This window comes from Paraburkholderia diazotrophica, from assembly GCF_038900755.1.
GTDB classification, from domain to species: Bacteria; Pseudomonadota; Gammaproteobacteria; order Burkholderiales; family Burkholderiaceae; genus Paraburkholderia; species Paraburkholderia diazotrophica_A.
Map to the genome: position 1 here is coordinate 171,598 of NZ_JBBPEN010000006.1, position 23,537 is coordinate 195,134.

The 23,537-nt window shown below is 63.3% G+C and carries 22 protein-coding genes and 2 pseudogenes; 14 read left to right on the forward strand and 10 right to left on the reverse strand.

Going from position 1 to position 23,537, the window contains the following annotated elements:
• The first annotated feature begins 144 nt into the window (after positions 1-144).
• Positions 145-1,212, forward strand: a complete 1,068-nt coding sequence (locus AABE10_RS20325; RefSeq protein WP_342935048.1) for a purine nucleoside permease — start codon at positions 145-147, stop codon at positions 1,210-1,212.
• 219 nt (positions 1,213-1,431) lie between these two features.
• Here AABE10_RS20325 and AABE10_RS20330 read toward each other — a convergent pair whose 3' ends face one another.
• Positions 1,432-1,752, reverse strand: coding sequence for a DUF4148 domain-containing protein (locus tag AABE10_RS20330; protein ID WP_342935049.1), 321 nt, complete (start codon positions 1,750-1,752; stop codon positions 1,432-1,434).
• A 171-nt stretch (positions 1,753-1,923) separates the two neighbouring features.
• Positions 1,924-2,928, reverse strand: coding sequence for a LysR family transcriptional regulator (locus tag AABE10_RS20335; RefSeq protein WP_342935050.1), 1,005 nt, complete (start codon positions 2,926-2,928; stop codon positions 1,924-1,926).
• 186 nt (positions 2,929-3,114) lie between these two features.
• Here AABE10_RS20335 and AABE10_RS20340 point away from each other — a divergent pair, with 186 nt between their 5' ends.
• The 5 genes from AABE10_RS20340 to AABE10_RS20360 all read left to right on the forward strand — a co-directional run bounded on the left by AABE10_RS20340 (position 3,115) and on the right by AABE10_RS20360 (position 11,706).
• Positions 3,115-3,969 (forward strand): alpha/beta hydrolase, encoded by an 855-nt coding sequence (locus tag AABE10_RS20340; RefSeq protein ID WP_342935051.1) that lies wholly within the window; start codon positions 3,115-3,117, stop codon positions 3,967-3,969.
• Between the two features lie 32 nt (positions 3,970-4,001).
• Positions 4,002-5,348 carry an efflux RND transporter periplasmic adaptor subunit gene (locus tag AABE10_RS20345; RefSeq protein ID WP_342935052.1) on the forward strand — a complete coding sequence of 449 codons (1,347 nt, stop codon included), beginning with the start codon at positions 4,002-4,004 and terminating at the stop codon, positions 5,346-5,348.
• 73 nt (positions 5,349-5,421) lie between these two features.
• Positions 5,422-8,607, forward strand: a complete 3,186-nt coding sequence (locus AABE10_RS20350) for an efflux RND transporter permease subunit (RefSeq protein ID WP_342935053.1) — start codon at positions 5,422-5,424, stop codon at positions 8,605-8,607.
• A gap of 14 nt (positions 8,608-8,621) precedes the next feature.
• Positions 8,622-10,181: an efflux transporter outer membrane subunit gene (locus AABE10_RS20355; protein ID WP_342935054.1), complete on the forward strand. Its 1,560-nt coding sequence runs from the start codon at positions 8,622-8,624 to the stop codon at positions 10,179-10,181.
• A 196-nt stretch (positions 10,182-10,377) separates the two neighbouring features.
• On the forward strand, positions 10,378-11,706 hold the full coding sequence (locus tag AABE10_RS20360; RefSeq protein WP_342935055.1) for an Nramp family divalent metal transporter: 1,329 nt from the start codon (positions 10,378-10,380) through the stop codon (positions 11,704-11,706).
• 134 nt (positions 11,707-11,840) lie between these two features.
• Here the strand turns inward: AABE10_RS20360 and flhC are convergent, their stop codons facing one another.
• The 6 genes from flhC to AABE10_RS20390 all read right to left on the reverse strand — a co-directional run bounded on the left by flhC (position 11,841) and on the right by AABE10_RS20390 (position 17,274).
• A complete protein-coding gene (flhC, locus tag AABE10_RS20365) occupies positions 11,841-12,464 on the reverse strand; it encodes a flagellar transcriptional regulator FlhC (protein WP_342935056.1) in 624 nt (207 codons plus the stop codon).
• A 16-nt stretch (positions 12,465-12,480) separates the two neighbouring features.
• Positions 12,481-12,801 (reverse strand): flagellar transcriptional regulator FlhD, encoded by a 321-nt coding sequence (gene flhD / locus AABE10_RS20370; protein ID WP_152755859.1) that lies wholly within the window; start codon positions 12,799-12,801, stop codon positions 12,481-12,483.
• 565 nt (positions 12,802-13,366) lie between these two features.
• A complete protein-coding gene (locus tag AABE10_RS20375; RefSeq protein ID WP_342935057.1) occupies positions 13,367-14,581 on the reverse strand; it encodes a YeeE/YedE family protein in 1,215 nt (404 codons plus the stop codon).
• A gap of 256 nt (positions 14,582-14,837) precedes the next feature.
• The gene (locus AABE10_RS20380) at positions 14,838-15,680 is read right to left on the reverse strand and encodes a 2OG-Fe(II) oxygenase (protein WP_342935058.1); all 843 of its coding nucleotides are present in this window, start codon (positions 15,678-15,680) and stop codon (positions 14,838-14,840) included.
• Positions 15,681-15,804: 124 nt separating this feature from the next.
• Positions 15,805-16,359 (reverse strand): GNAT family N-acetyltransferase, encoded by a 555-nt coding sequence (locus AABE10_RS20385; RefSeq protein ID WP_342935059.1) that lies wholly within the window; start codon positions 16,357-16,359, stop codon positions 15,805-15,807.
• A gap of 9 nt (positions 16,360-16,368) precedes the next feature.
• Positions 16,369-17,274 carry a helix-turn-helix transcriptional regulator gene (locus tag AABE10_RS20390; RefSeq protein ID WP_342935060.1) on the reverse strand — a complete coding sequence of 302 codons (906 nt, stop codon included), beginning with the start codon at positions 17,272-17,274 and terminating at the stop codon, positions 16,369-16,371.
• Positions 17,275-17,408: 134 nt separating this feature from the next.
• On the opposite strand from AABE10_RS20390, the gene AABE10_RS20395 reads away from it, so the two are divergent.
• From AABE10_RS20395 to AABE10_RS20425, 8 genes and pseudogenes are all read left to right on the forward strand, one after another.
• Positions 17,409-17,663 carry a hypothetical protein gene (locus AABE10_RS20395; protein WP_342935061.1) on the forward strand — a complete coding sequence of 85 codons (255 nt, stop codon included), beginning with the start codon at positions 17,409-17,411 and terminating at the stop codon, positions 17,661-17,663.
• A 190-nt stretch (positions 17,664-17,853) separates the two neighbouring features.
• Positions 17,854-18,222 (forward strand): nuclear transport factor 2 family protein, encoded by a 369-nt coding sequence (locus AABE10_RS20400; protein WP_342935062.1) that lies wholly within the window; start codon positions 17,854-17,856, stop codon positions 18,220-18,222.
• A gap of 36 nt (positions 18,223-18,258) precedes the next feature.
• Positions 18,259-18,492, forward strand: a complete 234-nt coding sequence (locus AABE10_RS20405) for a hypothetical protein (protein WP_342935063.1) — start codon at positions 18,259-18,261, stop codon at positions 18,490-18,492.
• Positions 18,493-18,558: 66 nt separating this feature from the next.
• Entirely contained in the window at positions 18,559-20,118 is a 1,560-nt protein-coding gene (locus AABE10_RS20410) for a tetratricopeptide repeat protein (RefSeq protein ID WP_342935064.1), read from the forward strand.
• A gap of 74 nt (positions 20,119-20,192) precedes the next feature.
• Positions 20,193-20,387, forward strand: a pseudogene (locus tag AABE10_RS36460) (IS5/IS1182 family transposase); the annotation flags it as partial.
• Positions 20,378-20,686, forward strand: a pseudogene (locus tag AABE10_RS36465) (IS5/IS1182 family transposase); the annotation flags it as partial. The pseudogenes AABE10_RS36460 and AABE10_RS36465, both read left to right, overlap by 10 nt.
• 280 nt (positions 20,687-20,966) lie before the next feature.
• Positions 20,967-21,332, forward strand: coding sequence for a tlde1 domain-containing protein (locus AABE10_RS20420; RefSeq protein WP_342935065.1), 366 nt, complete (start codon positions 20,967-20,969; stop codon positions 21,330-21,332).
• Complete coding sequence (locus AABE10_RS20425) at positions 21,329-21,667, forward strand: hypothetical protein (RefSeq protein WP_342935066.1); 339 nt, start codon at positions 21,329-21,331, stop codon at positions 21,665-21,667. The genes AABE10_RS20420 and AABE10_RS20425 overlap by 4 nt, the downstream gene beginning before the upstream one ends.
• Before the next feature lie 531 nt (positions 21,668-22,198).
• Here the strand turns inward: AABE10_RS20425 and AABE10_RS20430 are convergent.
• Both AABE10_RS20430 and AABE10_RS20435 read right to left on the reverse strand, forming a co-directional pair.
• Entirely contained in the window at positions 22,199-22,606 is a 408-nt protein-coding gene (locus AABE10_RS20430; RefSeq protein ID WP_342935067.1) for an Hsp20/alpha crystallin family protein, read from the reverse strand.
• A 13-nt stretch (positions 22,607-22,619) separates the two neighbouring features.
• Positions 22,620-23,060, reverse strand: a complete 441-nt coding sequence (locus AABE10_RS20435; protein ID WP_342935068.1) for an Hsp20/alpha crystallin family protein — start codon at positions 23,058-23,060, stop codon at positions 22,620-22,622.
• Positions 23,061-23,537: the final 477 nt, after the last annotated feature.

Consider the following 23,537-nt stretch of genomic DNA (forward strand, 5'->3'; position numbering starts at 1 on the left):
ATGCGTAACAGCTATTCAATTCGCTAATTCGAAAATCGGCTAATGGAAAACAATTGAATGCCTTCTATACTTAGCTTCGCCCTTTTCCGCGAGGGCATGCATTCCATTCCCAATCGACGAATACGCATACAGGAAGGACTTGTCATGGTGACTCGCACGGCTGGAGCTTTAACTGTATTGGCATTGGCCGCATGCTCGGCCATTTCGCCTCTCGCGAACGCGCAGGACGACGGCTTCTCTCAAGACAATGGCGAGTCGAAGGGCCGTCCCGTCAAGGTGATGATCATCTCGATGTTCGGGCCGGAAGGACAGGTGTGGCTCGACAAGCTGGGCCCGTGGCAAGACATTTCCGTTGCGGGTCTCTCGCCCGACTATCCCGCCATTCATTGCAACAGGCAGGACATCTGCGTGATGACGACGGGCATGGGTCACGCGAATGCCGCTGCATCGACGATGGCGCTCGCGTTCTCATCGCGTTTCGATTTGCGGCACACGTATTTCATGGTGGCGGGCATTGCGGGTATCGATCCCATTCAGGGCACGGTCGGCTCGGCGGCATGGGCCAGGTACCTTGTCGATTTCGGCATTCAATGGGAAATAGACGGGCGCGAAATTCCTCCAGGCTGGAATACCGGTTATCTCGGCATCAATACGAAAAGCCCGACAGACAAACCGCCACTCGACTACAGAACGGAAGTGTTCCAGTTGAATCCGCGACTCGCCGATACCGCTTTTGCGCTGTCGCGTAGCGTGGTGCTTTCGGACAATCCGCAGGCACAGGCGGCGCGCGCCAAATACAATTACGCGCCCGCCAATCGTCCGCCCACTGTCATTCAGTGCGACACGCTTGCGGGCGATACGTGGTGGTCCGGCACGAAGCTCGGCGAACGCGCGCGCGAGTGGACGAAGATTCTCACGGACGGCAAGGGCGTCTACTGCACGACGCAGCAGGAAGACAATGCAACGTATGAAGCGCTGAAACGCGCGGCGAGCGCGCATCGTGTCGATCTGAATCGCGTGGCCGTGTTGCGCGCCGGCTCGGATTTCGATCGTCCGTACGATGGCCAGACGAGCGCGGACAATCTGCTCAACTACGCTGCGCAAGGCGGCTTCAATATTGCGCTCGAGAACCTGTATCGCGCAGGTAATCCGCTCGTGCAGGATATCGTTTCGCATTGGAGCGAATGGCGCGATGGCGTGCCGCAACGCTAGCGCCAAGACAGCGCGTTCGCATTTAGAATGCGCAAAGCGCTCAATCGTATAAAAGCGATTGAGCGCTTTGCTATTGCACAGTGCTTTTGTGCAGGCCTGGCGTGCACGCGATGCGACTCAATGGGCGCGATAAGGCGTCCACACGGGGATGTCCGTGTTCCAGTCATCGAGTTCTGACGGGCTCATGATCGGCTCCTGCAATTAAAACGAAGATTGGGCTTATTGGCCGCGAGCGACGCGCACGCTGCGCTGTTCCCGTTCGTCGTCCTGCACGGCTAGACGCTCCGCTTGCGTGCGGCCGACGAGGCCTTGTTCCGGATACGAGGTCTTGTTCAACGAGGGCAGCGTGCCGTCGCGATACGCGTCCGTCAGTTCGGCGCGAACTTCACTGCGCGACTTCTGCGCCGAGGCGCTCTCCGAATGCTGCCACCACTGATCGTTGTACGAACCCGCGCGGCCGATGCCGCCACCGCCTTGAGCGAATGCCGGTGCGCTGACGAGCAGCGAGAGAACAAGACCTGCCAGTAGATTGCGCTTCATGATTCACTCCTGTCGGATCGATTGCTGCGCCTCGATCGGCGCTGCGACAGGGTGAAATGTAGGCTTTGAGGTGCGGGCGATAAACCCGACTTTCGTGAAATGAATTGTCGTGATTTCGGAACAATCGCGGCGCGAAGCCGCGATCTTCCTTTTAGACAAAGGCCGCGCGGATCAGGCGACCCACTCCGACATGACGGGCGTATTGAAGTCCGGCGCGGATTCTTTCTGTTCGAACGTGCGCTGCGAGCACGTCTTGTCGAGGCTCGCGCGGCCGCTCAATAGCGGACAGCGGTCGAACAACTCAGCAATCCAGTCGACGAATACACGCACCTTCGACGACAGATGCCGGCTATGCGGATACACGACGGAAATCGGCATCGGCAGCGGTTTCAGATCGGGCAGCACTTCGACCAGCTGGCCCGAGCGCAGATGCGGCAGCACCATGAAGAGCGGCGGCTGGATCAGGCCGAAACCTTCGAGGCCGCACGTCACGTAAGCGTCCGCATCATTCACGGACACGAGGCCCTTCATTTTCACTTCGATTTCTTTGCCGTCGACGAGGAACGACCAGTCCATAATGCGGCCCGTGCGGCTCGAAAAATAATTGACGGCCTTGTGGTGTTCGAGATCTTCGAGCGTATTCGGAACGCCCGCGCGCTCGATATACGCCGGCGCCGCGCACGACACGCCTTCGAATAACCCTATTCGCCGTGCGACCAAAGACGAATCCTGCAGCGCGCCGACACGCACCACGCAATCGACGCCTTCCTGCAACAGATCGACAGGGCGATCCGACAAGCCGAGTTGCAGATCGATATCCGGGTACTTCGTGTGGAATTCGCACAGTGCGGGAATGACGAGCAAACGTCCGATCGATCCCGGCATATCGATGCGCAGCTTGCCACTCGGCTTTTTATTGCCGCTCTGGAAACTCGCTTCCGTCTCTTCGACGTCGGCAAGAATGCGCACGCAGCGCTCGTAATACGCGGCGCCGTCGGGCGTCAGCGACAGACGGCGCGTCGTACGGTGCAACAGGCGCGTGCCGAGAAAGGCTTCGAGATTCTGGATGATCGTCGTGACGGAAGCGCGTGGCAGATCGAGCGTTTCCGCAGCCCGGGTGAAGCTGTTCGTATCGACGACCCGGGTGAACACTTGCATGGCCTGGAGCCGGTCCATTGCAAACCTCCGAAAGAGCCGGAGCACTGGTGAAGCATCCGCTTTAGTTGGCTTGTGGCGCCGAATAAAGCCTTTTGATTGTTCAGGTGCACCGAATTGTGTTGCCGGATTATAGGCATTTATTTGGAAGTCTGCTGACGCCACAATTCGCACCATTCGATAGTTTCGCGCATTGCGCTGTTCGACATGGATGCATTCAACCCGCGCCACACCTTTGTCCCGCCGGCCACGAGCCTGGCGGAAAACGCCGCGTCGCTCGATGTCACCGACGTGCGGATAGAAGGCTACGCGCAGGACATCACATTGCGCCTTTACCGGCGGGCCGCAGCGAAGACCGGCTTGCCGATCCTGCTCTATTTCCACGGCGGAGGTTTCGTGCGCGGTTCGCTCGAAGAAGCCGATTACGCCGCGCGTTATTTCGCGCAGCACACGCCCGCGCTCGTCGTGTCGGTCGGCTATTCGCTTGCGCCGCAGTTTCCGTTTCCCGCCGCGCCCGAAGATGCGCATCGCGCGGCGCTGTGGGTGCAGACACGCGCACGAGCGTTCGGCGGCAACACGAAAAAGATCGGCGTCGCGGGTCACGATGCGGGCGGCTCGCTTGCGAATTGCCTTGCGTTCATCGGACGCGATCGCGGCGATGTGCGCATCGATGCGCAGGCGCTGTTCGGCCCGATGCTCGACCCGAGTCTCACGCGTCTTGGCGACGAAAAGCGCTTGAGTTCGGACATCACCGCGAGCGAATGCGCGGCGTGTTATCGCGCGTATCTGCCGCAAGCGGCGCAGCGCATGCACCCGTACGCGGCGCCGCTCGAATCGGTGCGGCTCAAGGGCTTGCCCGCGACGCTGATCGCGACTGCGCAAAACGATGTGCTGCACGTCGAAGCGGAGAAGTACGCGAGCAACCTGATCGAAGCGGGCGTGCAGACGCAGGTGGTGCGCTATCCCAGCGTGTCGCACGCGGCGCTCGCCAATCATTCCGCGGCGCTGCTCGAGGCCGTTCGATTCTTCCAGTGGCGCTTCGACGAGCGCTCACTCCGATAAACAAACTTCTCAACTAAATTCCGGAGTCTGACATGTCTGTTTTTCCTCTCTCGCGTTCGAAGCTGGCGCTAGCCACGCTGGCCGTCATCGTGATCGCAGGGCTCGGCACGTTCGGCGCGATTCGCGTCGATGCCCGTTCGCCCGCGCAATCCGCGCCGACAATCGTCCCCGAAGTCGATGTCGCCACTGTTGTGCAGAAGACCATCACCGACTGGCAAACCTATTCGGGCCGTCTTCAGGCCGTCGAAAGAGTCGACGTGCGGCCGCTCGTGTCGGGCACGATCGTGTCCGTGAACTTCCAGGACGGCGCGCTCGTGAAGAAGGGCGACGTGCTGTTCGTGATCGATCCGCGCCCGTATCAGGCGGAAGTCGATCGCGCGGCGGCGCAGCTTGCGGCCGCGCAGTCGCGCGCGGGCTACGCGCAAAGCGACTGGGAGCGCGCGCAGCGCTTGATCGGCGATAGCGCGATTGCAAAGCGCGATTACGACGAGAAGCAGAACGGTGCGCGCGAAGCGAACGCGAACGTCAAGGCGGCGCAAGCCGCGCTCGAAGCCGCGCAGATCAATCTCGGCTATACGAAGATCGTCGCGCCCGTCGCGGGCCGCGTATCGCGTGCGGAAATCACGGTCGGCAACGTCGTGAACGCGGGCGCAAACGCCGCGCCGCTGACGACGCTCGTGTCCGTGTCGCCGATCTACGCGGAGTTCGACGCCGACGAGCAGACGTATCTGCGCTACATCAGCCAGGTGAAGAACGACAGCAAGGTGCCCGTCGAACTGGGCCTTGCGAACGAGACGGGCTACTCGCGCAAGGGCACGATCGAATCCGTCGACAACCGGCTGGATACGTCGTCGGGCACGATCCGCGTGCGCGCGCGTTTCGACAACGGCGACGGCTCGCTGGTGCCGGGCCTGTATGCGCGCGTGAAAGTGGGCGGCAGCGCGCCGCATTCCGCGCTGCTGATCGACGATGCCGCCGTCGGCACGGACCAGGACAAGAAGTTCGTGTTCGTCGTCGACAAGGACGAGCACGTTGCGTATCGCGAAGTGCAGCTCGGCGATCTGCAAGGCAACCTGCGCGTCGTGAAGAGCGGCTTGCAGCCAGGCGATCGCATCGTCGTGAACGGCACGCAGCGTGTGCGTCCAGGTGCGCAGATTCGCGCGCACATGGTGGCGATGGGCAGCGGAGACGCGGACAGCGCGGCCAGTGCCGACGACGCGAAGGCAGAAAAAGACGCGCAGCTCGACGCAACGAAGCAGAAGCACACCGAACCGCAAGCGCAATCGAATACGCAAACGCAGGCGCAATCGCAGCCGCAATCGCAGCCGCAATCGCAGCCGCAATCGCAGCCGAGCGCGAAGACGCGCAAGGCGTCGTGAGCGCCAGCCAGTCGACGCAATCCTTCGATGCATGCGTAGCAAGCCGTAAGCGCTCCAACATCAAGAGCTTCACATGAACATATCCAAATTCTTCATCGACCGCCCCATCTTTGCTGGTGTTCTATCGGTCGTGATCCTGCTCGCGGGTATGATCGCGCTGTTCCAGCTGCCGATCTCCGAGTACCCGGAAGTGGTGCCGCCTTCCGTGGTGGTGCATGCGCAGTATCCGGGCGCGAACCCGAAGGTGATCGCCGAAGCCGTTGCGTCGCCGCTCGAAGAGCAGATCAACGGCGTCGAAAACATGCTGTACATGCAGTCGCAGGCGAATAGCGACGGCAATCTCACGCTGACGGTCACGTTCAAGCTCGGCACGAACCCCGATCTCGCGACGCAGCTCGTGCAAAACCGCGTGAACCAGGCGTTGCCGCGTCTGCCGGAAGACGTGCAGCGTCTCGGCGTGACGACGATCAAGAGCTCGCCGACGCTGACGATGGTCGTCCACCTGATCTCGCCGAACGACCGCTACGACATGACGTATCTGCGCAACTACGCGCTGCTCAACGTGAAGGATCGCCTCGAGCGGATCAAGGGCGTGGGCGAGGTGCAACTGTGGGGCGCCGGCGACTACTCGATGCGCGTGTGGCTCGATCCTCAGAAGGTCGCGCAACGCAACCTGACAGCAATGGAAGTCGTCAACGCAATTCGCGAGCAGAACATCCAGGTCGCGGCGGGCGTCATCGGCGCGTCGCCTTCGGTGCCGGGCACGCCGCTGCAACTGTCCGTCAATGCGCGCGGCCGTCTGAGGACGGAAGGCGAGTTCGGCGACATCGTCGTGAAGACGGCGCCCGATGGTGCCGTCACGTATCTGCGCGATATCGCGCGCATCGAACTCGCCGCTTCGGAATATGGCTTGCGCTCGCTGCTCGACAACAAGCCGGCCGTTGCGATGGCGATCAATCAGTCGCCGGGCGCGAACTCGCTGCAGATTTCCGACGAAGTCCGCGCGACGATGAAGGAACTCAGCGCGGATTTCCCGGCCGGCGTCGAGTATCGGATCGTCTATGACCCGACGCAGTTCGTGCGTTCGAGTATCGAAGCCGTCGTGCATACGCTGCTCGAAGCAATCGCGCTTGTCGTGATCGTCGTGATCGTGTTCCTGCAAACATGGCGCGCGTCGATCATTCCGCTGATCGCGGTGCCCGTCTCTATCGTCGGAACGTTCTCGCTGCTGCTCGCATTCGGCTTCTCGATCAACGCGCTGTCGCTGTTCGGGATGGTGCTCGCGATCGGTATCGTGGTCGACGATGCGATCGTGGTCGTGGAGAACGTCGAGCGCAACATCGAGCGCGGGCTCAGTGCGCGCGATGCAACCTATAAGGCGATGCAGGAAGTGAGCGGGCCGATCATCGCGATCGCGCTCACGCTCGTTGCCGTGTTCGTGCCGCTCGCGTTCATGAGCGGCCTGACGGGCCAGTTCTACAAGCAGTTCGCGATGACCATCGCGATTTCGACGGTGATCTCGGCGTTCAACTCGCTGACGCTGTCGCCGGCGTTGTCGGCGATGCTGCTGCGCGGCCACGGCGCGAAGGAGGACATTCTCACGCGCGTGATGAACCGCGTGCTCGGACGCTTCTTCAACGCGTTCAACAAGGTCTTCCATCGCGGCTCGGATAGCTACGGTCGCGGCGTGAACGGCGTATTGAAGCGCAAGGGCGCGATGCTCGTCGTCTATGCGGTGCTGCTCGGACTGACAGTGCTCGTGTCGCGCATCGTGCCCGGCGGCTTCGTGCCCGCGCAGGACAAGGAGTATCTGATCGCATTCGCGCAGTTGCCGAACGGCGCTTCGCTCGACCGCACGGAGAAGGTGATTCGCGACATGAGCGCGATCGCGCTGAAGCAACCGGGCGTGGAAAACGCGGTGGCGTTCCCTGGCCTGTCGGTGAACGGCTTCACGAACAGTTCGAGCGCGGGCATCGTGTTCGTCGCGCTCAAGCCTTTCGATCAGCGCAAGGGCAAGGCGCTCTCGGCGGGCGCGATTGCGGGTGCATTGAACCAGCAATACGGCGCGATCAAGGACTCGTTCGTCGCGGTGTTCCCGCCGCCGCCCGTGCTCGGTCTCGGTACGCTGGGCGGCTTCAAGATGCAGCTCGAGGACCATGGCGCGCTCGGTTACGCGGAGCTGAACAAGGCGACGGAAGCATTCATCAAGAAGGCGTCGGCGACGCCCGAACTCGGCCCGACGTTTTCGAGCTATCAGATCAACGTGCCGCAACTCAACGTCGATCTCGACCGCGTGAAAGCGAAGCAACTGGGCGTGCCCGTCACGGATGTGTTCAACACGATGCAGGTGTATCTCGGCTCGCTGTATGTGAACGACTTCAACCGTTTCGGCCGCGTGTACCAGGTGCGCGTGCAAGCGGATGCGCCGTTCCGTCAACGCGCCGACGACATCCTGCAACTGAAGACGCGCAACGTGAATGGCGACATGGTGCCGTTGTCGTCGCTCGTCACGGTGACGCCGACGTATGGCCCTGAAATGGTCGTGCGCTACAACGGCTATACGGCCGCCGACATCAACGGCGGTCCGGCGCCCGGCTTCTCGTCGGGCGAAGCGCAGGCGGCCGCCGAGCGCATCGCGGCGCAAGTGCTGCCGAAGGGCGTGAAGTTCGAATGGACCGACCTCACGTATCAGCAGATTCTCGCGGGCAATGCAGGGCTGTGGGTGTTCCCGATCAGCGTGTTGCTGGTGTTCCTCGTGCTTGCCGCGCTGTACGAGAGCCTGACGCTGCCGCTCGCGGTGATCCTGATCGTGCCGATGAGCGTGCTGTCCGCGCTCGCCGGCGTGTGGCTCACGCAGGGCGATAACAACATCTTCACGCAGATCGGCTTGATGGTTCTGGTGGGGCTTGCATCGAAGAACGCGATTCTGATCGTCGAGTTCGCGCGTGAACTGGAGCACGACGGACGCACGCCGATGGCGGCCGCGATCGAAGCGAGCCGCATGCGTCTGCGTCCGATTCTGATGACGTCGATCGCGTTCATCATGGGCGTGGTGCCGCTGGTCCTGTCGAGCGGGGCGGGTTCCGAAATGCGTCACGCGATGGGCGTGGCCGTGTTCTTCGGGATGCTCGGCGTGACGCTCTTCGGCCTGATGCTGACGCCCGTGTTCTACGTGGTGCTGCGTACGCTCGCGGGCGGCAAGATTCACGTCGCGCAAAAGGACTCGCCGCATCTCGTCGCGCATACGACGGATGCATGATGGAGAAAATGATAATGACAAGGTTTGAACAGATGCGCGGCGCGGGCCGCGCGGCGGCGAGCGCGTTGCTGATGCTGCTGTTGGCGGCGTGCTCGGTCGAGCCGACGTATCACCGGCCCGACGCGCCGACTCCCGCTGCGTTCAAGGAAGCGCCCGTATCGGCAGCGACGACGGATGGCGCATCGGCTCCCGCTGCGGCATTGCCCGCCAGCGAAGCCGGCACGTGGAAGCCCGCGGAGCCGAATGAAGAAGCGCAGCGCGGCGAATGGTGGGCGATCTTCGGCGATACGACGCTGAACGATCTGGAGAAGCAGGCGGCCGATGCCAACCAGGACCTGAAGGCGGCCGCTGCGCGCGTGCAGCAGTCGAGAGCGCTGACGCAGGCGGCGCGCGCCGACTGGTTCCCGTCCGTCGACGCGGGCTTCGGGCCGACGCGCGAACGTCTGTCGCCCGCTTCGCAGAATCTGCCGAACGACGCGCACGTGCCGACGCAAACGCTCTGGCGCGCGCAGGCGACGGCATCGTATGAGGTCGATCTGTTCGGCCGCGTGAGTTCGAACGTGAACGCGGCGCGCGCTGACCAGGCGCAAAGCGAAGCGCTGTTCCGCTCGGTGCAGCTCGCGTTGCAGGCGGACGTTGCGCAGAACTACTTCCAGCTGCGCGAGTTCGATACGCAGCTGAGCCTGTATCGTCAGACGGTGTCGCTGCGCGAGGATGCGCTGAAGCTCGTCGAGCGCCGCTTCAAGGAAGGCGACATCAACGAGCTGGATGTGTCGCGCGCGCGCAACGAACTGGCGACGGCGCGCGCCGATGCCGTCGGCGTCGCGCGTCAGCGCGCGGCTTCCGAGCACAGCCTCGCGATCCTGCTCGGCAAGCCGCCTGCCGACTTCTCGTTCCCCGAGACGCCGCTTGCGCCCGTGATGGCGCGCGTGCCGGCCGGCTTGCCGTCCGCGTTGCTAGAGCGCCGTCCCGACATCGCGGCGGCCGAGCGCGCGATGGCTGCGGCGAACGCGCGTGTCGGTCTCGCGAAATCGGCGTTCTTCCCGAAGCTCGATATCACGGGTGCGTTCGGCTTCGAGTCGGCGACGCTCGGCGATCTGTTCCAGTGGTCGAGCCGCGCGTTCCTGCTCGGGCCGTTCGCGGGCACGGCGCTGACCGTGCCGATCTTCGACGGCGGCCGGCGCAAGGCGAATCTCGCGAACGCGCGCGCGAAGTATGACGAGGACGTCGCGTCGTATCGTCAGCAGGTGCTCGTTGCGTTCCGCGAGGTCGAGGACAATCTGTCGGATCTGCGTCTGCTCGGCGATCAGACGCGCGAGCAGACGAATGCGGTCAACGCATCGCAGCGCGCCGCGCATCTTTCGCAGACGCAGTATCAGGAAGGGCAGGTCAGCTATCTCGACGTGATCGACTCGCAACGGCAAGTGCTGCAATCGCAGTTGCAGTTGAGCCATCTGTCGGGCACGCAAGCGGTCGCGACGGTGAACCTGATACGCGCGCTCGGCGGCGGATGGGGCGACGTGAAGACGGATGTCGGCAGCACGGATGCCAACGAGCAAGTCGCGAAGCAGTAAGCGGCGCCTGTTGTTTGATCGATGAAGCGGACCGTTTTGCGGTCCGCTTTTTTTTGTCTGCTCGCGGATGCGCGGCCCGTCGACCCTGATGGGGCGCTGCCGCGGGTTTCTTTGTACACTTGGAGCCGTTTCGCGGCATGGCTTGTTCCCGCCACGCCAGTCATGCCGCAGGTCATTCACCGCGAGGTTATCGGCTTTGCAGTTCAAACTTCCTGCTACAGCAACCGCACCGTTCTGCCCGTCCGAAGTGCAGGGCACCGTCGCCGTCTCGCAGTCCGCGCCGTTGTGGAAAAAGCTCTTCCAGTTTGCGGGCCCTGGGCTGCTGGTGTCGATCGGCTACATGGACCCGGGCAACTGGGCCACGGATATCGAAGCCGGTTCGCGCTACGGCTACAGCCTGCTGTTCGTGGTCGTGCTGTCGAGCCTGTCCGCGATGGTGCTGCAATGCCTGAGCATGCGCCTCGGCATCGTGACGGGTCGCAATCTCGCGGAGCTTTCGCGCACGCGTTACTCGCCTGGCGTCGCGCGCATTCAATGGCTGCTTGCCGAGCTGTCGATCGTCGCGTGCGATCTCGCCGAAGTGCTCGGCGGCGCGCTCGCGTTTCATCTGCTGTTCAAATGCTCGCTGACGGTCGGCGTAATCCTCACCGCGTTCGATACGCTGATCGTGCTCGGTCTCAAGGGCAAGAACTTCCGCGATCTCGAAGCGATCATGCTCGCGCTGATCGCGACGATCGGCGTCGGCTACGTGATCCAGCTGGCGCTCGTCAAGCCGCACTGGCCGTCCGTGGTCGCGGGGCTGGCGCCGTCGTGGCAGGCGCTCAGCGAGCGCGAGCCGCTTTATCTCGCGATCGGCATTCTCGGCGCGACGGTGATGCCGCATAACCTGTATCTGCATTCGTCCGTCGTGCAGACGCGCGCCGTCAAACGCGATCGCGAAGGGCTCGCCGGGGCGATCTCGCTGTCGCGGCTCGACACCATCGTCGCGCTCTTTCTCGCGCTGCTGATCAACGCGGCGATCCTGATCCTCGCGGGCGCCGCGTTTCATTCGACGGGGCACACGGCCGTCACTGAAATCGAGGACGCTTACCGGCTGCTCGCGCCTATCGTCGGCACGGGTTTCGCGGCCGTGCTGTTCGCGATCACGCTGCTTGCGTCGGGGCAAAGCTCGACGTTCACGGGCACGGTCGCGGGGCAGGTGATCATGGAAGGCTTTCTGCAACTGAAGATTCCGTGTTATCAGCGGCGTTTCATCACGCGCGCGCTGGCGCTGATTCCCGCGCTCGTCGGCGTGCAGATGCTCGGCAACGGCGCGGTCGGCCAGCTGCTCGTTGCGAGCCAGGTCGTGTTGAGCCTGCAATTGCCGTTTGCGCTGTATCCGCTGATCCGCATGACCGACGACCGCGCGCTGATGGGCGAATTCGCGAACCGGCTGCCGACGCGCATCGTCGCATGGGCGCTCTTCGTGGTGATCAGCGCGGCCAACCTGTGGCTCGTGGTGCAGACGTTCGGCCTCGCTGGATGAGGGAAGGTTGACGACACGAAAGCCGACGACGCGATAGCGGGGGGACGCAAAAGCCGAAGGCATAAAAAAGCCGGTCTCGAGAGACCGGCTTCAACGTGATGCGTAGCTTCGGATGGACTGTGTAACGCGTGTCGCTAGGCCGCCAATGCGGCTTCCTCTACGACCTGTTCTTCGGACGGAGCGATCTCGACGATCTGCGGCGCGGGCGCGGCTTCGCGCAGCGCCTCGCGCTTCGCCGCAGCGGCCTTCTTCGTCTTGCCCGCGCGCGACGGCGGCTGGCACGCGCCGCATACGACGTTGTGTTGCAGGTCGTGCTTGTGCGCGACGAACTTGCCGGTGCAACGGCAGCAGCGCGTGAGTTGCAGCATGTCGGCGTCGAAGAAACGCACGAGCGTCCATGCGCGCGTCAGGTCGAGGACGGGCTCCGTCTCGCTATGACGGCAGTGTTCCAGATACAGACGATAACCCTTGGTCAGCGCGTCCAGATGCGAGCAGCGCGCTTCGTTCTTCAGGAACAGGTACGTGTTGTAGAAGAGCGAAGCATGAATATTCGCGAGCCACGTCATGTACCAGTCGGCCGAGAACGGCAGCATGCCCTTCGGCGGCGATACACCCTTGACCTCGCGATACAGGCGGATCATCCGGTCGCGCGATAGCGTCAGCTCGCTTTCGAGCACCTGCATGCGCGCGCCCAGTTCGATGAGCGCGATCGCGCGGAATACTTCCTGCGCGTCTTCGGTGAGGCTCTTTTTCAGCATCACAGTCCTCTGCGGGTTAAGCGAACTGCTCTGCGGGCTGCCCCGCCAGCAGGATCGCGGCATGCGTCGATGCCACTTCTGCGTTGCGGGACGTGTGCGTCAACGCCGACAGCATCGTGTGGTCGTTGAAGCGGAAGAAGCACAAAAGCTGATCGGAACTGGCCAGCTTGACGATCTGCGCGAGCGACAGCCCGGCAAGAATATCGGCCAGCTCCGACGACAAGCCAAGACGGAACATCCCGACTGCCTTGTCCTCGCGCAACATGCGTTGCGCGAGCATGATGTAAGACAAATTGATCTCGCGGATAGAATCCAGCGTCTCGCTGCTACGGTCCATTTTCTCTGTTTCCGAAGCCCCGAATTACTTATGCCGGCTTTTATGCCGTTTTGGTCTTGTGCCCCGCCGGACACTGAAGATCTCCGGCGTCAAGTTGAGTGCAGATACAGCAGCCAATCTTTGATACAAGCCGTTACATCTCGTAACAGCTTGGGCGGAATTGTATGAACAGGTTTTACAAAAATCAATCCCTGTCTCAAAAAAAAGATACGACAAAACAACGGTAATTCCGGTAACTCTTTCATGTCGTCGTCATAATCGGCTGATAGCGCGAAAACGTCTGCCGGGGACCGACCGGAAACCCTTGTCCAGCAAGGTCTGAAGCAATTTATTCCGATTTGCGCGCGCGCCGCCCGTTATCCGCGATTATGCGGGACCGATATGAATTCGAGAAAGCGGAGAGAAAGAAATTACGCAACCGGCAGGTAAAAAATACGTTGCCGGATAGCGATTCGGGATAACCCGAGATGTAACAAAAAAGAGCAGAGGGCAGTTACAAATCCCCGGGAGTTTGTAACTGATCCGGACGACGCTGTTACAGAATCTGGCGAGAATTTGCGTGAGGTCAGCAGCCGGTCGGACGGACGCGTTCGACTTCGAGTCCGAAAAGGGGGCGCAGGCGCGTGCCGACCACGTTGCCCGCAAACGCGGCGGCGAGCCACAGCCAGCCATGCAAGCTGCCTGACACGATGCCGCTGAAGTAAGCGCCGATGTTACAACCATAGGCCAGCCGGGCCCCGTAGCCGAGCAACAGGCCGCCGGCGACGGCCGCGACGAGCGAACGTGCGGGCAGCCGCCAGACGGGCGCGTAGCGGCCCGCCAGAGCCGCCGCGGCCATTGCGCCGAGAATGATCCCCGCATCCATCACGCTCGTCACATCGCGGGTGACGGGCGCCGCGAGCGCTGCTGCGTTTGCATGGGCGTTCCAGTAAGGCCAGTTGGCGACATCGATGCCCGCCACGGAAAAGAGCTTCGCGCCCCACAGCGCGAATGCCGACGTCACGCCCCACGGACGGCCCGACAGCGCGAGCGTCGCGAAGTTGAGCAGCGCGAGCGCGATCGCGCCCGCGAACAACGGCCACGGCCCGTGCAGCCACGGCGATGCGCTCGCGGTGCGCAGCGGCTCGTCGACGAGGCGTCCATGGCGGCGCCGCTCGATCGCGACGGTCAGCGCGGCGATCGCCGCGAAGATCGCCAGGTTGATCGCGATGGCCCAGCCCGCGCCGAGCGTCGTCACGAGGGATGTGGGCTTCAGCGACGGCAGCGCAGTCCAGAAAGGCATATGCGCGGTCGCGACGACGGAGCCGACGACGAACGCGGCGAGCGTCACGAGCATCCGCGTGCTGCCGCCGCCGACCGTGTACAGCGTGCCCGACGCGCACCCGCCGCCGAGCTGCATGCCGATGCCGAACATGAACGCGCCGACCACGACGGATGTGCCCGCGGGCGACACCAGGCCCGTGACGGGATGGCCGAACAGCGACCCCGCCGACAGCGCCGGGAAGAACAGCAGCACGCCGATGGCGAGCATCAGCATCTGCGCGCGCAGGCCTGCGCCGCGACCGTCGGCGATGAACACGCGCCACGCCGACGTGAAGCCGAACGCCGCGTGATACAGCGACACGCCGAGCAGCGCGCCGACCACATAGAGGGCAGCCTGCCGGCCGCTGACAGTATGCGCGAGATAGACCGCGCCGAGCGCGATCAGGACGAGGGAGAAGGCGAGCGGCTTCGGATTGATGTCGAAGCGGCGCGGAAGCGGTGTAGCGAGATCGGACATGAGAAACGTTGGACGAGCGTGTGAGTCGTATAGTGCGGTGCAGTGCGTGAGCGCCGTGTCGGGCGGGCATGGCGCCGCGACCCGCGTTGATGGTAATGCGACCTCGTCGGCGTGCTTGTGACCGAAGCGCAACCGAAGGCCAGTGGAAAAACATATCACGTTATGCCAGATGATGCTGAGCGCGCCTCGCACCCCGACAACGGCTCTCATACAGGCACGCGAGCGCCCGCAGCGGCGCGAACGCACGCCGGCGCACTCAAGTTGCGTCGTGAAAGATGATGCCGAGCGTGTGCCGATGGCCCGCGTGCAGCCGGCTCACGCCATGCCGCATGTTCACGCGATACGCGCCGCGCGTGCCCTGCACGGGCCGGTGATGCACCGCGAACAGCACGGCATCGCCCTTGCGCAGCGGCACGACTTCGACGCGCGACTGCATCCGCGGACGCTGCTCCGTCAGCACGAACTCGCCGCCCGTGAAGTCCTTGCCGGGCTCGGACAGCAGGATCGCGAGCTGGATCGGAAAGACGTGCTCGCCGTACAGGTCCTGATGCAGGCAGTTGAAGTCGCCTGCCGCGTACTGGAGGATCAGCGGCGTCGGGCGCAACTGGCCCGCTTCGTGGCAGCGTCGCAGGAAGGCGGCGTGCGTCGGCGGATAGCGCACGTCGATGCCCAGCGTCTGGTTCCATCCGTTCGCGATGGGCGCAAGACGCGGATAGATCGCCGTGCGCAACGCGCCGACGACATCGGGCAACGGATAGCCGTAGTACCTGTATTCGCCGCGCCCGAAGCCGTGCCGCGCCATCACGACGCGGCTGCGGTACAGGTCGTCGCGCATGTAGAGCGCGCTGAGCGCGTCGCACTCGTCGGCGCGCAGCAAGCCTTGCAGCATCGCGCAGCCGTGCGCGTCGAGCCCGGCTGCGGCGCGTGTCCAGTCAATTGCCTCGACTCGCGGCGCGATCGACTGCGCCGTGGCGATCGCGGGGGCCGGGCTGGGCGCGTCGTTGCGCGTGTCCTTGTGTGCGGGCTTGCGCGCGTCGCCGCCCGGCGACGTGTCGAGGTCGAACAGCGCGGCTTGGGTGTCGAATGAGGCTTCCTGCATGAGCGGCTCCTTGACGGCATTTGCCATAAGCTTTTGCCATATCCATGCCGCCCAGTCTACGCACCGAGGCGTAGGCGAACACTCCGGGTCTTGCTCTGTTATTCGCCTGCGCCGTTCGCCAGCGTCAATCGCCTGTCGGCGGCGTTGGCGCGTCGATGTACCGCACCATCAGATCGGCGTCGTGATACGCGCCGTCGACGCACAGCGAATCCGGTTCGCGTCCATACGTGCGAAAGCCGAGCGATGCGTACAGCGCGCGGGCGGACGCGTTCGCGCTCGTGACGAGCAGCGCGATCTGCCGCAGCCCGTCGATCTGCGCGGCGCGCGCGAGCAGCTCCGTCAACAGCGCGCGTCCGATGCCCTGTCCCGCCGCCTCGTCCGTGACGTACATGCCGATCACGAAGCCCTTGTGCAGTTCCTTCTGCCGCGTCTCGCGCATCAGTCCGACGGTGCCGACAAGCGCGCCATCCGTCGACGAAAACGCGCCCAGCAGGAAGTTGCCGGGCGCCGCATGCGTGCCGGCGAGCATAGCGTCGTGCTGCGATGGGCCGCGCTCGACGGCTTCGTCGTAGCTTTGCCCGAACGCGGCGGGATGCGCTTTCAGCCCGCGCAGACGCAGCGCGAAAAATGCGTCGCGATCGGCGGGGCCCAGTTGGCGGATCGTGACCTCCGAAGCCATGCGCGGCCCTCAGGGAGTCGCAGTGACGGACGACGCGCGCGCTTGCGCGAGCTTGCGCAGCGCTTCGCCCGTTTGCGGATCGGCGGGGAAGAACGCCTCGATCGCGAGTTCCGACAGCGTCACGTCGACGGGCGTGCCGAACACGGTCGTCGTGCTGAAAAACGACAGCACGCCGAGTTCCGTGCGCAGGCGCAGCGGCACGGCGATCTGCTCGAGCGTGCAGGCGTGACTCTCGTCGGCGGGCTCGGCGTTCGGCGGCGTCGGGTAGGCGGCGAGTTCGTCGTAGAGCGCGGCGAGCGTCGAGTCGGCGCTCACGTCGATCTGCCGCTGCAGCCGCGACAGCAGATGCGCGCGCCATGCATGCCAGTTGGCGATCTGCGACGCGATGCCGTCCGGATGCATCGAAAGGCGCAGCGCGTTGACGGGCGCTTCGAGCAGCGCGGGTTTCGCGCTCGTCAACAACGGCGCGAGCGCGTTGTTCGCGGCGACGATCGTCCAGTGCCGGTCGACGGCCGCGGCCGGGAAGGGCTCGTGACCCTTGAGCACGAGATCGACGGCTTCGCGCGCGGCGCCCAGTTGCGGATCGCTCAACTGACGCTCGCGATAGAGCGGCGCGTAACCGGCCGCGACGAGCAGCGCATTGCGCGAACGCAGCGGCACGTCGAGCCGCTCGGCGAGATGCATGACCATTTCGCGGCTCGGCAGCGCGCGGCCGGATTCGACGAAGCTCAGATGGCGCGTCGAAATGTCGGCTTCGGAGGCGAGCAGCAACTGGCTCATCCGGCGGCGCTGACGCCATTCGCGCAGCATGTCGCCGACGGTGCGGCTCATCGGGGGAGCGCCCGACGGCGCGCGGAAGGGGGCGGTGATCGTGTCCATGCCGACGATGATAGCCAAAGCGCGCCGCGATTCCATTACTTCTGAGGTAATGTGCAACCGCGCATGAGCGGCATGCGAGTCCGGTCCACGGCGCAAGATGGCGTGTCCTCTACCGCTGGCGCGCGCAAAGGCAGTCATACTGAACCCTTGCTACCGCTGCGGAGGCGAACATGTGGGACAAGATCGAGCACAACGGACGTGAAGTCTGGGTCCTCCCCGTCACGGCCTATGGGCCGCCCGTGCCGGAAACCTTGTGGCACTACGTCGGGTACGTTTGCCGGCATGGCGCGGATGCGCATCTCGAAGGACAAAGCCAGCGCTTTCAGGAACTCGTCGCGACGTTCCGCAGCGAAGAAGAGGCTCGCGAAGCCGGGTATGACGAGGGCAGGCGGCTCGCTGACGGCCTTTCCGGCGCGAAGGGCTAGCGCGCCGTCCGCAACGCTTCACATCTTTTCCATCGCACCCGCGTCCCTCAACGACGCTGGTGCCGACCGCTCATTACCTTCCGGGTAATCGACTCGCGTACGTTCATCGACGAATCTTCAGTCCGAGGCCGCCGCCAACCTGATGCAAGCGGCGCACGCCTCGACCCTCCACCGACTGAAGGAGTTTCTGATGAACGCGCATACCGCACTGATCGACCGTTACTTCGACGCCTGGAACGAAACCGACGCCGGCCGCCGCCGCGAGCTGATCGCCGCGACGTGGGCGAAGGACGCCGCTTACGCCGATCCCTTGCTGACGGGCGACGGACATGAAGGCATCGACGCGATGATTCGCGCCGTCCACGAGCGCTTTCCTCATCACACGTTTCGCCGGACGACGCAGGTCGACGGCTTCGCGAACCGTCTGCGTTTCTCGTGGGAACTGCTGACGCCGTCGGGTGCTTCGATCGTCAAGGGCTCGGACTTCGGCGTGGTCGATGCGGCCGGGCGGCTGCAAGCCGTGACGGGCTTTCTCGACGAAGCGCCTGGCGTTGCCTGAGTCATTACCGTTCGCCCGTCATACAGGAGAAAAATCATGCATGAGCCTGCCGTCACGTCGAACCCCGCTGCGTATGAACGCGTGCAGGACGCAATCGATACGGCATCGGGCGTCGTCGCCGGATTCGCGCTGCTCGCGGGCACCCGGGCGTTCACGTTCATCGCGGTCGTCGCATGGCGCGAGCCCGTGCTCGGCGGCGCGGGGCTCATGCTGCTCGCGCTCGTCGGCTGGATCAGATGGTGCTGGCGCGGCAGCGTGCAGACGGCGTAGGGTGTCACGTACAATCGACTCCTCCGTCTCCTCGCGCAGCAATGCGCTGCGCGCAAGCGCTGCATCATGAATCACGATATCGCCCAACGGCTCGCAGACGCGCAGCAGAAGTTCACGGCCGGCCAGTTCGATGGCGCCGCTGCGCTGCTGCACGACATTCTGTCGATCGAGCCCGACCACAACGAGGCGCTCGAAGCGCTCGGCTACGTCGCCGCGAAACAGGGCGATTACGCGCGCGCCGCAGACTACGCGATGCGCGCCGCGCAGCCCGCGTCGACGAACGCGCAGCAACTGCATTTCGCCGCGCATCTCTGCCAGATGGCCGGGCGTCACGCGGATGCCGTCGCGCTGTCCGATCGCGTTCTCGCCGCTTATCCCGATCACGCCGAAGCGCTGCATGGCGCTGCGATGTCGCTCGTGCAAACGGGCGATCACGAACGCGCGCTGCAATATCTCGCGCGGCTCACGCAACGCTATCCGCGATCTGCCGAGGCGCACTACAACCGCGGCACGCTGCTCGGCCAGATGGAGCGCCATGAAGAAGAACTCGCCGCGTATCGTCAGGCGATCGCGCTGAAGCCGAACTTCGTGCGCGCGCATGTGAACCTCGGTGTCGCGCTGCGCGACCTGCATCGCTTCGATGAAGCGTTGCAGCAGTTCAAGAAGGCCGTGTCGATCGACGCCAACGATGCGGGCGCGCGCACCAATCGCGCGCAGACCAATCTGCTGCTCGGAGAGTTCGAGCACGGCTGGCGCGAGTACGAATGGCGCTGGCTCGACGGCACGATGAGCCACGGCCTGCCCGGCGCGACGCTGTGGACGGGCAAGCAGCCGCTCGAACACAAGACCGTGCTCGTGCATTGCGAGCAGGGATACGGCGATACGCTGCAGTTCATCCGCTTCGTCGACCGCTTGAGCGCGAAAGGGGCGCGCGTCATCGTGCGCGTTCAGGATGCGTTGCTGCCGCTGTTGCACGGCTATCCGGGCGCAGCGGACGTGATCGGCGAAACCGCGCCGCTGCCCGCGTTCGACTATCACATTCCGATGCTGAGTCTCGCGTTTGCGCTGAAGATTCGCGAGGCCCATTTCGTCGGCGAGAGTCCGTACGTTCACGCGGACCAGCAATGGGTCGAGCAATGGGACGACGTGTTCAGGCAAGGCGGCACCCGACTGCGCGTCGGTATCGTGTGGTCGGGCAGCCGCACGCATCTGAATGACCGCAACCGTTCGATTCCGCTCGCGCAACTGTCGCCGCTGTTCGATGCGAACGCGCAGTTCGTCTCGCTGGTGAAGGACGTGCGCGATGTGGATCGCGCGGGCATCGATGCGCTCGTGCAGCGCGGCGTGCTGCGCGACGTGTCCGATCGCCTGACGACGTTCGCCGACACGGCCGCGCTCGTCACGCAACTCGATCTCGTGATTTCCGTCGATACGGCCGTCGCGCATCTCGCCGGCGCGCTCGGCAAGCCCGTATGGCTCGCGTTGCCGTTCACGCCCGACTGGCGCTGGCAACTGAATCGCGACGACAGTCCGTGGTATCCGCACATGCGCCTCTTCCGTCAGTCGAAGCGCAACGACTGGAGCGACGTCGTGCGCGATCTGCAAGCGGCGTTAGAAGACTGTTGAAATACCTTTCGCACCGGTCATCTGGGCGTGGTAAGCGTTGAGACAAAGAATCGCACAACACAGAGACTAAAGCGATGCGCGGAGCGGAGGGCGGCTATACCGAGTCGATGTTCACGATGTCGAGGCTGGATGACTTCGTTCCAGCTCATCACCCGTTGCGACCGATTCGGCTGAGGTTGAACGATGCACTTACTCGTATGGATGCGCTCTTCTCGCATATGTACGAGTGCGACACGAAGGGCGGTCGCCCAGGCGTTGCGCCGGAGAAAACTACGACGCGGCCGGCTTCGTGGCGACGTGCCGCGCACATGGCGTTACTCCGCATGTGGCGCAAAACGATAGCCGCGCGGATGGTTCGGCCATCGACGGGCGTACCGCGCGCTGGCCAGGCTACGCCGTCAGTCAGCGCAAGCGCAAATGTAGCAGGGCCTTCCGCTGGAGCAAGACCGTCGGCAGGATTCGGCAGGCAATGTATCGAGGGCGGGAGCGAGTCGACTAACTCTTCCCTCTCACCCTGGCGGCCAGCAACCAGACGCGTATGCGAACGCCTGCCTTCCGGGCGGTATGAAGATGCAGGCACGCGAAAAAACGACATTTGATGCACCGGAATTAACGAACTTCGGCATCAAATCGGACGTAACGATTCATCGCAACGGTTTTTCCCAATGGGATGGCGCGCCGCGACGAAAGGATATTTCAATAGCCTGCTAAGGGGGCACGCCTTCCCCAACATCAGTTTCGGATCAATCTGATAGGCACTCGATCCGCGCGCGGCGCATGGTACGCCGGGGAGGCGCGCAGCGCGCGCACTATTCGTTGATGGTTCGAGATAACCAGGAGGGAAAGCAATGCCTTGGACTTATAGTCAGAGCACAGGACGGTTGACTCGCAACGGCGTGACGGCGGGAACCGGCTATTCCGGCCACGGCGCGGGACGCAACAACGCGAACATGCAGCGCACGGGCGGCATTGGCCCGATTCCGCAAGGCACGTACACTATCGGCGCGCCGTTTCATCATAACCATGCGGGTGGTTACACGATGCGACTTACTCCGCAACACGGCACAAACACGTTCGGTCGCAGTGGTTTCATGATGCACGGCGATAGTACGCGCCAGCCCGGCCAAGCATCTGAAGGCTGCATTGTTCAGAATCACAGCGTTCGTCATCAAGTGTGGGCGAGCGGAGATCGGACGCTACAGGTTGTACCATGAAGCATTTGCTCGCTGGCGTTGTGCTGATTGTTCCAGCATTGTGTCTTGCCGCGCCCCCGCAGTGCGCCAGTTGGCCGATAAACATGGCCATTGTCCACCTTAAGAACGCGAATATTACGGACCCGACGAAGATCGACGAATCGAAGACGAGGGCTGTGCGCCTTGCGTCAGAGAAGATCGGCAGAGACCTGTACCGGCAAGTCTACGACATCACGTTTCACGAGAAAGCGGGCCGCGAAATCGAAGTCGTCACTTCGAACGAATCTTCATCGTCTGAATGCTCGATGAGCGGCGTTGACGTGTATGTTGTTTCTCAGAAGATTGGCGGCTCTTGATGGAGGCCGATCGCGGTTACTCTGCGGCGGAGGAGGGCGGCGACATGACGCCCTTCTTCAAAACCGCATCTCACCATTGCTGCACGGTGCGAAATTCTTCGGTCAGTTCGTCGGCTTCAGACGGCGTTGAGTGTCTTCCGGAAGTGCGATGGCTCCGGCAATCCACGCATCATTGCTGACTGGGCCGTTATCTGAACTGCCGACAGACACGGCGCTACCGTTTCCGCAGACGGCTTTGAAGTTCGCGGCCCGCCAGAAGCACCAGACTGAGCATCGAGAGAAGTGATGCGCGTTTGAAGCGCCTGCATCGCGTTTGCATGATCGGTTTTCACTTTGAACATAAGAGCTGCGTCCGCCGCGCGATCGGCGAACGCATCCCGCGCCTGTTCGAGTACAGCCGCTTTTTCCGCGGCTTCTTAGAAGCGCGGGCTTGAATGAAGCGTCATCGCGCATCGCACACATGAAAAAACGGAGCACCTCGCGAGTGCTCCGTTTTTCATTTTCGTTTATCGATTCATTCAGCTAAACGCGTTAGCCGAGCTTCACGTCGATGCGCCGGGGCTGCGCCTGCTCACGCCGCGGAATGACGAGCTTCAGCACGCCGTCCTTCAGATTCGCTTCGATCTTCGACGTGTCGAAGTCGTCGCTGATCGCGAAGCGCCGCGCGAAGAACGGCGCGCGCACTTCCGCATGCGAGAGCCGCACGTTCGCGGGCGCGGGCACCGCCGATTCGCCTTCGATCGTCAGACTGCCATCATGTACGCGCACGTCGAGCTTGTCCTTCGACACGCCGGGCAGATCGGCCCATAGCGTTACCGCCTTGCTGTCCTCGACGATATCGACGGGGGGCGTAAGTGTGATTCGGCGCTCCTGCTCGCGTGCGCCGTTGCGGGTCGCTGCGCTGTCATCGCGCTGGGTCACTTGAGTGTTGTCGCTCATGATTTCACCTCGTTTATTGAACCGTGATCGCGCGCGGCTTCGACGCTTCGCGCTTGCCGACCGTAATCAGCAGACAGCCATCGACATAGCGCGCCTGTACGTTGTCCGGGTCCGCGTGCTGCGGCAACTCGACGACGCGGCGGAACGTGCCGTTGAAGCGCTCCTGCGCATACGCGCGGGCGCCTTCGTCCGACGCGGCGCGCGCCGACGGGCGCTCGCCTGCGATCGTCAGCAGGCCCTTGTCGATCGACAGTTCGAGCTTCGACGGATCGATGCCGGGTGCGAACGCAACGATTTCGATAGCATCGTCGGTCACGCCGATATTGAGGCTCGGAAACGCACCCGCACGGCTCGAACGGATGCTGGACGGAAACGCGCCGAAGCGGCTCGACATGTGCCGCTGCAAGCGGTCGAGTTCGGCGAACAGGTCGGTTCCGAAGTAGTAGTCACTCATGGTCGCTCTCTCCTCTGAGCGGCAAGACATTCCCGGCTGAATGCCTGTCGTGCCGCGACGAACGAAGTGGATACGCGCAGTGCCCGTCACGTCGACGCGGCGTCTGCCTGGTGATCGATAAATAGGAAGCCTCCGCACAATTTCAAGCGCGATTTCTGCAAAAATCGGGCGCTTGAAAAGCGCAACGGACGGCCTCATTTGGTTGCGCCGTTGCTGGCTGCCAGATCGAAAGCGATCGGGATGCCAAAGGGCAAGAGTTGCATCGACTGACGATTTCCGTCCGGGCGTATTTCGTCGTCGCGTTTCGTCGCGACGCGCGGCCCGGATGAATGCAACGACGCGCGGCGTCGCCATGATTGCCGGGATCGAATGCATCGTGGCGCGAGTGCGGCCTCGTCAGTTGCCTTCGCTGTAATCCGCGTTGTTATCTCGTCTGTTACGCCGCCCGCGCGACGCGCGGATTTCTCACTATTCGGG

Excerpts from the sequence above, each read along its gene's own strand:
- AABE10_RS20325 (WP_342935048.1), top strand. The coding sequence starts at position 145 with ATGGTGACTCGCACGGCTGGAGCTTTAACTGTATTGGCATTGGCCGCA.
- AABE10_RS20330 (WP_342935049.1), bottom strand. The coding sequence starts at position 1,752 with ATGAAGCGCAATCTACTGGCAGGTCTTGTTCTCTCGCTGCTCGTCAGC.
- AABE10_RS20335 (WP_342935050.1), bottom strand. The coding sequence starts at position 2,928 with ATGGACCGGCTCCAGGCCATGCAAGTGTTCACCCGGGTCGTCGATACG.
- AABE10_RS20340 (WP_342935051.1), top strand. The coding sequence starts at position 3,115 with ATGGATGCATTCAACCCGCGCCACACCTTTGTCCCGCCGGCCACGAGC.
- AABE10_RS20345 (WP_342935052.1), top strand. The coding sequence starts at position 4,002 with ATGTCTGTTTTTCCTCTCTCGCGTTCGAAGCTGGCGCTAGCCACGCTG.
- AABE10_RS20350 (WP_342935053.1), top strand. The coding sequence starts at position 5,422 with ATGAACATATCCAAATTCTTCATCGACCGCCCCATCTTTGCTGGTGTT.
- AABE10_RS20355 (WP_342935054.1), top strand. The coding sequence starts at position 8,622 with ATGACAAGGTTTGAACAGATGCGCGGCGCGGGCCGCGCGGCGGCGAGC.
- flhC (WP_342935056.1), bottom strand. The coding sequence starts at position 12,464 with ATGCTGAAAAAGAGCCTCACCGAAGACGCGCAGGAAGTATTCCGCGCG.
- flhD (WP_152755859.1), bottom strand. The coding sequence starts at position 12,801 with ATGGACCGTAGCAGCGAGACGCTGGATTCTATCCGCGAGATCAATTTG.
- AABE10_RS20375 (WP_342935057.1), bottom strand. The coding sequence starts at position 14,581 with ATGTCCGATCTCGCTACACCGCTTCCGCGCCGCTTCGACATCAATCCG.
- AABE10_RS20380 (WP_342935058.1), bottom strand. The coding sequence starts at position 15,680 with ATGCAGGAAGCCTCATTCGACACCCAAGCCGCGCTGTTCGACCTCGAC.
- AABE10_RS20385 (WP_342935059.1), bottom strand. The coding sequence starts at position 16,359 with ATGGCTTCGGAGGTCACGATCCGCCAACTGGGCCCCGCCGATCGCGAC.
- AABE10_RS20390 (WP_342935060.1), bottom strand. The coding sequence starts at position 17,274 with ATGGAATCGCGGCGCGCTTTGGCTATCATCGTCGGCATGGACACGATC.
- AABE10_RS20395 (WP_342935061.1), top strand. The coding sequence starts at position 17,409 with ATGTGGGACAAGATCGAGCACAACGGACGTGAAGTCTGGGTCCTCCCC.
- AABE10_RS20400 (WP_342935062.1), top strand. The coding sequence starts at position 17,854 with ATGAACGCGCATACCGCACTGATCGACCGTTACTTCGACGCCTGGAAC.
- AABE10_RS20405 (WP_342935063.1), top strand. The coding sequence starts at position 18,259 with ATGCATGAGCCTGCCGTCACGTCGAACCCCGCTGCGTATGAACGCGTG.
- AABE10_RS20410 (WP_342935064.1), top strand. The coding sequence starts at position 18,559 with ATGAATCACGATATCGCCCAACGGCTCGCAGACGCGCAGCAGAAGTTC.
- AABE10_RS20420 (WP_342935065.1), top strand. The coding sequence starts at position 20,967 with ATGCCTTGGACTTATAGTCAGAGCACAGGACGGTTGACTCGCAACGGC.
- AABE10_RS20425 (WP_342935066.1), top strand. The coding sequence starts at position 21,329 with ATGAAGCATTTGCTCGCTGGCGTTGTGCTGATTGTTCCAGCATTGTGT.
- AABE10_RS20430 (WP_342935067.1), bottom strand. The coding sequence starts at position 22,606 with ATGAGCGACAACACTCAAGTGACCCAGCGCGATGACAGCGCAGCGACC.
- AABE10_RS20435 (WP_342935068.1), bottom strand. The coding sequence starts at position 23,060 with ATGAGTGACTACTACTTCGGAACCGACCTGTTCGCCGAACTCGACCGC.